Raw genomic sequence first — 8,759 nt, forward strand, 5'->3', positions numbered from 1 at the left:
TGAACGTGGCGTGTTCTTCCGCCACCTTCGGCATCCAGGCCGCCGCCAACAGCGTGCAACTGGGCCAGGCCCGGGCGATCCTGATGGTCAACCCGGAAGTCTGCACCGGTCACCTGAACTTTCGCGACCGCGACAGTCACTTCATCTTCGGCGATGCGGCCACCGCCGTGATCATCGAACGCGCTGACCTGGCCACGTCCGAGTACCAGTTCGACATCGTCAGCACCAAGCTGCTGACCAAGTTCTCCAACAACATCCGCAACAACTTCGGCTTCCTCAACCGCGCAGCGGAAGAGGGTATCGGTGCCAAGGACAAACTGTTCGTCCAGGAAGGCCGCAAGGTATTCAAGGAAGTCTGCCCGATGGTGGCCGAGCTGATCGGTGAGCATCTGCAGGAAAACCAGCTCAACGTCAGCGATGTGAAGCGTTTCTGGCTACACCAGGCCAACCTCAGCATGAACCACCTGATCGTGAAGAAGCTGCTCGGACGCGATGCCACTGAACAGGAAGCGCCGGTGATTCTCGATACCTACGCCAACACCAGTTCTGCCGGTTCGGTGATTTCGTTCCACAAGAACCAGGACGACCTGCCGGCCGGCTCGCTGGCGGTACTCAGCTCGTTCGGCGCCGGTTACTCGATCGGTAGCGTGATTTTGCGCAAGCGCTGAGTCAGCGGTCTGCCCGGATTACCTCTGGGGAGATCCAGAGTTGAGGGACAAACCCTCAACTGAAATTCGGTTGGTCTTCGCGCTGCGCTGTTTTTTTGCGGGGCGAAGACAACCCAACGCGTTATTGACTCGCCGCCATGGCCGCGTTGTGCAAAAAATGGCTGGCTTGCCTGAGCGCGATCGACGATTTACCGATCATCGGGTCCCGCAGTGCCGCTGGTTCCGCTACAATGCGCGCCGATTTCGACTTGCCTGAGAGCCCACTCATGTCCGCCTGCCAGACTCCTATCATCGTCGCCCTGGATTTCCCTACCCGTGACGCCGCACTGAAGCTGGCCGATCAGTTGGACCCGAAACTGTGCCGGGTCAAAGTCGGTAAAGAACTCTTCACCAGCTGCGCCTCGGAAATCGTCGGCACCCTGCGTGACAAGGGTTTCGAAGTGTTCCTGGACCTCAAGTTCCACGACATTCCCAACACCACAGCCATGGCTGTGAAAGCGGCAGCGGAAATGGGCGTGTGGATGGTCAACGTACATTGCTCCGGTGGCCTGCGCATGATGGCGGCCTGCCGTGAAGTGCTGGACAAGCGCAGCGGCCCGCAGCCTCTGCTGATCGGTGTGACCGTGTTGACCAGCATGGAGCGCGAGGACCTGGCGGGTATCGGTCTGGACATCGAACCGCAAGAGCAGGTGCTGCGCCTGGCCGCACTGGCGGAAAAAGCCGGGATGGACGGTCTGGTGTGTTCGGCCCTGGAAGCCCAGGCCCTGAAGTCGGCGCACCCGTCGCTGCAACTGGTGACCCCGGGGATTCGTCCGGCGGGCAGCGCCCAGGACGACCAGCGCCGCATCCTGACCCCGCGTCAGGCGCTGGATGCCGGCTCCGACTATCTGGTGATCGGCCGTCCGATCAGCCAGGCAGCCGATCCGGCCAAGGCGTTGGCAGTCGTGGTTGCTGAATTGGCGTAAACACCGCTAAAACCTGTAGGAGTGAGCCTGCTCGCGATAGCGGTGTGTCAGTCAACATTGATTTCGACTGACACACCCTCATCGCGGGCAAGCCCGCTCCCACAGGGTTTTTTTTAAGTCGGTTACAGCGTCAAACCTTCAGAACCAACTTGCCGAAATTCTCCCCGCTGAACAATTTCATCAGCGTCTCGGGGAACGTCTCCAGTCCCTCGGCAATGTCTTCCTTGCTCTTGAGTTGCCCCTTGGCCATCCAACCGGCCATTTCTTGCGCGGCCGTGGCGAATTGTGCGGCGTAATCCATCACCACGAAGCCTTCCATGCGCGCGCGGTTCACCAGCAACGATAGATAGTTGGCCGGGCCCTTGACCGCCTCCTTGTTGTTGTACTGGCTGATGGCGCCGCAGATCACCACGCGTGCTTTCATGTTCAGGCGACTGAGTACTGCGTCGAGGATATCGCCGCCGACGTTATCGAAATACACATCGACGCCTTTCGGGCACTCGCGCTTGAGGCCGGCGACGACATCTTCGCTCTTGTAGTCGATGGCGCCGTCGAAGCCCAATTCCTCGATCAGAAATTTGCACTTGTCGGCGCCGCCGGCGATGCCGACCACACGGCATCCCTTGATCTTGGCAATTTGCCCGGCAATGCTGCCCACCGCTCCGGCCGCGCCCGAAAGCACTACGGTTTCACCGGCCTTCGGGGCACCGACATCCAGCAACGCGAAATAAGCCGTCATGCCGGTCATGCCCAGCGCCGACAAGTAACGCGGCAGCGGCGCGAGTTGCGGATCGACCTTGTAGAAACCCCGCGGCTCACCGAGGAAATAGTCCTGCACGCCCAGCGCGCCGTTGACATAGTCGCCGACGGCGAACTGCGGATTGTTCGAGGCAACCACCTTGCCGACGCCCAAGGCGCGCATCACCTCGCCGAGCCCCACCGGCGGAATGTAGGACTTGCCCTCGTTCATCCAGCCACGCATGGCCGGATCCAGGGACAGGTATTCGTTCTTGACCAGGATCTGACCTGCCGCCGGTTCGCCGACCGGTACTTGCTGATAAGTGAATGTCTCGCGGGTTGCTGCGCCCACCGGGCGTTTGGCGAGCAGGAACTGGCGATTGGTCTGGGATGTCATGACAGGCACTCAAGATGAATGAAGCCTTGTTGATAGACCTTCGTGGGCGATGCCGCAAGTTTGGCTGATGCGGCGAATGCAGGTTTATCCAGTGCAGTGATAGTTGGTACGGCAGTTCCATCACTGCAACTCATGGGCAGGCAACCGGCCACCTGATAGTGCTGCCTTGCCCGGGGCCGCTGTGGCTAGACTGGAAAAACGCGATCCCCCGCCAACTCTCTTCGAGGACATAACAATGAGCATGACGTTTTCCGGTCAGGTAGCCGTAGTGACGGGCGCCGCCAATGGTATCGGCCGTGCCACCGCCCAGGCGTTCGCCGCCGAGGGCTTGAAGGTGGTTGTCGCCGACATGGACACGGCGGGCGGCGAAGGAACGGTGGCACTGATTCGCACGGCAGGCGGTGAAGCGAGCTTCGTGCGCTGCAACGTCACCCTTGAAAGCGAAGTAAAAAATCTGATGGATGAAGTCATCAATACCTACGGCCGTCTCGACTATGCCTTCAACAACGCCGGCATCGAGATCGAAAAAGGCAAATTGGCCGAAGGTACTGTCGAGGAGTTCGACGCGATCATGGGCGTCAATGTCAAAGGCGTTTGGCTGTGCATGAAGTATCAGTTGCCGTTGTTGCTGGCACAGGGCGGCGGCGCAATCGTCAACACCGCTTCGGTGGCTGGCCTCGGCGCCGCGCCGAAGATGAGTATCTACGCGGCCTCCAAGCACGCGGTGATCGGTCTTACCAAATCCGCCGCCATCGAATACGCCAAGAAAAAGATCCGCGTCAATGCGGTATGCCCGGCGGTGATCGATACCGACATGTTCCGCCGCGCTTACGAAGCCGACCCGAAGAAAGGCGAGTTTGCCAACGCCATGCACCCGGTAGGTCGCATCGGCAAGGTTGAGGAAATCGCCAGCGCAGTGCTGTACCTGTGCAGCGATGGCGCTGCGTTCACCACGGGGCATTCATTGGCGGTGGATGGCGGTGTCACGGCGTTCTGAAAACGCAATCTGCGGGAGTGAGCAGACTCACTTCCACAGATTTTTTTCCGTTTGGTGAATACGCCGGGCAGTGTGTTTCAAATGATTAAAACCCGGGGTTTTGGCGGCGTTGTCGCACATCCCGCAACGAGCTCCTGTGATTAACTGCTTTCGGCAGAATCCACAGGAGTTTTTTTGCTCATGGAATTGAGAATCGATCGACAGGCATTGGTGCCGGTCGTACAGCAAATCGTCGACGCACTGGTCTGCTGGCTGCATTGCAATGAGTTGGCGCCTGGCGCGCGCTTGCCGCCAGTCCGACGCATCGCGCGAATCAACCTGCTCAGCCAATCCTGCGTCGTCGAGGCATGCGAACGTCTGGTGGTGCAAGGCGTGCTGGAGTCTCGCCAGGGCGCCGGTTTCGTTGTGGCAGCCCCAGCCCCCGCAGCCCAGGGTCGACAGGATGACTTGTGGTTTGAAGGCGCAGTAGTAAAACCTGGAGCTTCGTCTGAACTGCAACTGGGCTACGGCGGGCTGCCCGAAAGTTGGCGCGAGACGGATGATTTGAGTTATGCGATCCGCCAGGTCAGCCGCACCGATATGGCCGGCTTGTTCAACTACAGTTCACCCTTGGGGTTGCCCGCCCTGCGCGAACAAATCCTCAAGTGCCTGAAACCGCTGGGCATCGATGTTGAAGACAATCGAATCGTAACCACCGCAGGCGCCAGCCAGGGTTTGGATCTGATCGTGCGGACGCTGTTCAAGCCGGGGGATTGCGTGGTGGTCGAGAGTCCGGGCTACCCGATGTTGTTCGATCTGCTCAGGCTGCACGGTATCCACATGCTCGAGGTACCGCGAACGCCGCATGGGCCAGACGTCGCCGTTCTCGAACAACTACTGCTCGAGCACCGCCCGCAGGGAATGTTCATCAACAGCTTCCATCACAACCCTACGGGCGGCAGCCTGGTCCCTGTGGTGGCGCAACGAGTACTGCAGCTGACAAAAAAACAGGAGGTGATGCTGATCGAAGATGATGTCTTCGCCGATCTTCACAGCGGTACCGGCATGCGTCTCGCCGCCATGGATGACAGTGTGATTTATGTCGGCAGCTACTCTAAAACCCTCAGCAGTTCTTTGCGTGTCGGCTTCGTGGTGGCCAGTGCCGAAGTGATTGCACGACTGGCCGAAGTCAAGATGATCAGCAGCATGGGTGCTTCCCGATTTTGTGAATCGGTGCTGGCCTGCCTGCTGGCCAGCGGCGCGTATCGCAAGTTGGTGAAGCGCCAAAGACAGCGCTTGAACACCGATCGACAGGCTGCCTTGCAGTTGCTTGAAGACGCCGAGTGGGAGGTGTTTGGCAAGCCCGCTGCCGGCTTGTTCATCTGGGCGCGCTCACGATCGATGGACTGCGCCCGGGTGCGAGCCGAGGCGCAACGCCACGGGGTCGTGTTGTCGTGCGCGACGGCATTCAGTCCCACGGGGGAAGCTAGTGATTGGCAGCGCATCAATGTGGCTTGTGCCTGCGATCCGCGAGCCAGGGCATTCTTTCAGGCCACCGCTGTGAATCGACCTCTAGCGTTCTGAAAACGACGTTGGCGTAGCTTTTTGCCATTATTCAGGCGCCAGAGACTTGTGTTGACACAGGCCCGTTGCGAATCTGCATCCATAGACTATGGCAGGGGACTACGTGCAATGATTTCGGCCGTGCAAGGACGTTTTGCCAACCTCGGTATGGCAAAGAAACTGGGTGGCGGGTTTGTGCTTGTGCTGCTGTTGACTGCCTTGGTGGCGGCCATTGGCGTGTGGTCCTTGCACTCCATCAGCCAGCGCTTCGATGGGCTCAAGCAGATGTCATCACTCAACAGTGGTCTGCTCAAAGTGCGGCTGCTGGAGCAGGAATACGCCTTGCACGGCAATTCGAAAACAGCCGACGCCCTGCGTGAAGGCGTGGACGGCCTGATCGCGTTGGCGAATCAGCTCAAGGCTGAGTCGGCAGCGAACGTCCCGGTGATGACTGACGTCGAGCAGTCCCTGGCGGCGTATCGCAAGGCGTTTGACGAGTTTGTCTCGCTTAGCCAGGCCAAGGACCTGGCATTGGAAATGGCCAGTTGGTCGGTGTCCAGCGTTGCCAATAATCTCGATGTGTTGCAATCGGGGCTTGCCGATGACGGCGCCTATACCCTCAAGGATTCCGAAGGCAAGGACGGTGCGCAATTTATCGAGCAGGCCAATCAGGTCAGTCAGGTTTCACGCCTGATGCTCCAGGCCATGAATGAAGCGCGCGTACGCCTGGACCAGAGCCGCAAGGGCGACGACAGTGCAGGACAGGGCAAGATCGAACAGGCCAGTCAAGCACTGACCCAGGCCGAGCAATTGAAAACCACGGTCAAGGATGAGGGATATCAGACGGTTCTCAATGAAGTGACCGGCCATATCGCCAGTTTCAACGACAAGCTCGCCGAGTACACCGGTTTACTGGAGCAGGAAAAAAACGTTTATCAGCAACTGCATGAGCGTGCCGGCCAAGTGGTGGAACGGGTGGATCTGGCGTACATCGCCGAAGACCATTCGATGCAAACGGAACTGAAAAAGAATTCGCTGCTGATCATCGGTTCTTCGGCTCTGGCGCTGCTGGTCGGGTTGATCGCCGCCTGGGCGATTACCCGGTTGATCGTGGAGCCGCTGCGCAGCGTTATCCGTGTGGCGCAGCAGATTGCCTCGGGGGATCTGAGCGGGACTGTCGAAGTCACCCGTCGCGACGAGATTGGCCAACTGATGCACGCGATGCAGCAGATGGGCGCGGGTCTTAGCCAGATCGTCAGCGGTTTGCAGGCAGGCATCGAACAGTTGGCATCGTCGGCGCAATCGCTGTCGGCAGTCACTGAGCAGACCAATCTTGAAGTCAGCAGTCAGAAGGAAGAAACCGAACAAGTCGCCACGGCGATGAACCAGATGACCGCCACCGTTCACGATGTCGCGCGTAACGCAGAGGAGGCGGCACAGGCTGCGCAAACGGCGGATGGCAAGGTTGAGAGCGGCCAGCAAGTGGTGCGCCAAAGCATGGTGCGGATTGAGCAACTGGCCGATTCGGCCAATTCAGCCAGTTCAAGCATCGAAAGCCTGAGTGCGGAAATCCAGAATATCGGCACGGTACTCAGTGTTATCAAAAGTGTGGCTGAACAGACCAACCTGCTGGCGCTCAATGCCGCCATTGAAGCCGCCCGTGCCGGTGAGCAGGGCAGGGGCTTTGCGGTGGTGGCCGACGAAGTCCGCGCCCTGGCCAAGCGGACCCAGCAATCCACCGAGGAAATCGAGCGGCTGGTCAGCGCCTTGCGGGCAGCGGCGCAGACGTCGGTGCAGCAGATTCAGAGCAGCGGCGAATTGGTGAAGCTGGCGGTCAGCGATGCGCTGCAAACTGAGAGCGCGCTGGGGAGCATTGCCGCGGCAGTTTCTTTGATTCAGCAGATGAACCAGCAGATTGCGGCGGCTGCCGAGGAGCAAAGCTCAGTGGCTGAGGAGATCAATCGCAGTGTCACGAGTATTCGTGCCAGTGCCGATCAATCTTCGCTGGCGATGCAGGGGAATGCGGCATCCAGTATCGAACTGGCGCAGTTGGGGACTGAGTTGAAAGGGATGGTGGGGCATTTCAGGCTTTGATTTCTGGTCGCCCTCAATCGCTGTGGGAGCTGGCTTGTCGGGTCGCCGCATCGCAGCGATAGCGACCTGCCAGCCGACCTGTTACCCGCAGCGGTACGCCCACCTCAAATCCAGCCCAAAAAAAGCCACCTTCCCGGTGGCTTGTTTTTTTTAACGAGTGATCAGTCGTAGATCACTTTCTTTTTCCAGTCCGCATCTGCCTCGACGTCTTTGAGGCCCTCGGTCAGTTGGTTGACTTCGCCTTCTACCGGGGCAATGCGGTCCATGACTTGCGCATTGGCACGGGCCAGGAGTTTTTCCAGGTATTCCAGTTGCTCGGCGTAGATCTGCGGTTCCTGCTGTTTTCGCAGGTACTGCACGCCACGTTCGAACGCCAGGCGCGCCTGACCGGGCTGATTCTGTTGCAGCGAGTGCTGGCCGAGGTTGTTGAAGAACTCGATGTGCAGCAGCACCAGAATATGGCGGACCTCGCGGATCCAGCGCTTGGCTTCGTTAGGCGGCAGGAAACCGTCTTGTGCGGCGCGGGTAATCTGGCCGTGCAAGGCTTCGAGCAGGAAGCGTACGTCCTTGGCCTTGGCCTCGGTCTGGATCGGCGCCGGCGGGTTGTTGACCGGAATCGATTCGCCCTGGGCGACCAGGGTTTCCAGCTCGCCAATCCTTGCCTTGAGGTTGGAACTGGTCTTTTCCAGATTCAGCAGACGTTGGCAGACGTTCAGCTCCAGGCGGGTCAGCAGCAGCTTGAGTGCCGGTGTCATCAATTGGCCGGGGAAGGTCTCGGTGATTTCGCCGCAACGACGCAGGCGATCATTGAGCTCAACCTTGGTACGGGCCCTTTCCAGCTTGTTGTTTTCCACCACATGGTTGATGTAGCCAATGGCGATCAATAATGCGATCCCGGCTACGACGAGCAGGGTGATCATGAGTGGTGTCACCGGTAAGACCTCTTTTTAGGGTTCGCGTGCGAGTGTAGTGGCTTGGCATATAGGCGCCTAGGGCCGCTCGACGAGTTGGGTCGATGTGGCTCATTCTGTATCGGCCGCAGTCTTCTTATATGAATGCTGGCATCGATAGGGCGGATTGCCATCACTGACGACGCCGACTATAACGCCTTGGCGAGTGTCAGAATATAGGCGCCAAACACCGGGCGGCGGAAAATCCGGATTAGTGCCGCAAAGCAGGGCGAAGTCATTGATTTAAATAAATTTATATCAGGGGGTTGACGACCTCTCAATCCATCCATAGAATGCGCGCCACTTGCAGCGTAAAGCACACAGCGAAACGAAGCAGGGAGTGAATGTTGTAGTGTGTCCCCTTCGTCTAGTGGCCTAGGACACCGCCCTTTCACGGCGGTAACAGGG

The 8,759-nt window shown here is 59.0% G+C and carries 7 protein-coding genes; 5 read left to right on the forward strand and 2 right to left on the reverse strand.

Annotated features, from left to right (window positions below):
- Both D8U18_RS25355 and pyrF read left to right on the forward strand, forming a co-directional pair.
- A partial coding sequence (locus D8U18_RS25355; RefSeq protein WP_131108844.1) for a beta-ketoacyl-ACP synthase III occupies positions 1–668 on the forward strand: 668 nt, incomplete at its 5' end.
- A gap of 266 nt (positions 669–934) precedes the next feature.
- On the forward strand, positions 935–1,633 hold the full coding sequence (gene pyrF / locus D8U18_RS25360; protein ID WP_177435063.1) for an orotidine-5'-phosphate decarboxylase: 699 nt from the start codon (positions 935–937) through the stop codon (positions 1,631–1,633).
- A gap of 130 nt (positions 1,634–1,763) precedes the next feature.
- On the opposite strand, the gene D8U18_RS25365 is transcribed toward pyrF, so the two are convergent.
- Positions 1,764–2,768 carry an NADP-dependent oxidoreductase gene (locus D8U18_RS25365; protein ID WP_056855967.1) on the reverse strand — a complete coding sequence of 335 codons (1,005 nt, stop codon included), beginning with the start codon at positions 2,766–2,768 and terminating at the stop codon, positions 1,764–1,766.
- 235 nt (positions 2,769–3,003) lie between these two features.
- On the opposite strand from D8U18_RS25365, the gene D8U18_RS25370 reads away from it, so the two are divergent.
- The 3 genes from D8U18_RS25370 (at position 3,004) to D8U18_RS25380 (ending at position 7,401) form a co-directional block, all read left to right on the forward strand.
- Complete coding sequence (locus D8U18_RS25370; protein WP_056855966.1) at positions 3,004–3,765, forward strand: SDR family oxidoreductase; 762 nt, start codon at positions 3,004–3,006, stop codon at positions 3,763–3,765.
- Positions 3,766–3,945: 180 nt separating this feature from the next.
- Positions 3,946–5,328, forward strand: a complete 1,383-nt coding sequence (locus D8U18_RS25375; protein ID WP_131108848.1) for a PLP-dependent aminotransferase family protein — start codon at positions 3,946–3,948, stop codon at positions 5,326–5,328.
- A 108-nt stretch (positions 5,329–5,436) separates the two neighbouring features.
- The gene (locus D8U18_RS25380; RefSeq protein WP_131108850.1) at positions 5,437–7,401 is read left to right on the forward strand and encodes a methyl-accepting chemotaxis protein; all 1,965 of its coding nucleotides are present in this window, start codon (positions 5,437–5,439) and stop codon (positions 7,399–7,401) included.
- Positions 7,402–7,562: 161 nt separating this feature from the next.
- Here D8U18_RS25380 and D8U18_RS25385 read toward each other — a convergent pair whose 3' ends face one another.
- Positions 7,563–8,321, reverse strand: coding sequence for a hypothetical protein (locus D8U18_RS25385; RefSeq protein WP_056855963.1), 759 nt, complete (start codon positions 8,319–8,321; stop codon positions 7,563–7,565).
- Positions 8,322–8,759: the final 438 nt, after the last annotated feature.

The sequence above is a fragment of the Pseudomonas sp. Sample_10 genome (genome assembly GCF_004321495.1).
Classification (GTDB): domain Bacteria; phylum Pseudomonadota; class Gammaproteobacteria; order Pseudomonadales; family Pseudomonadaceae; genus Aquipseudomonas.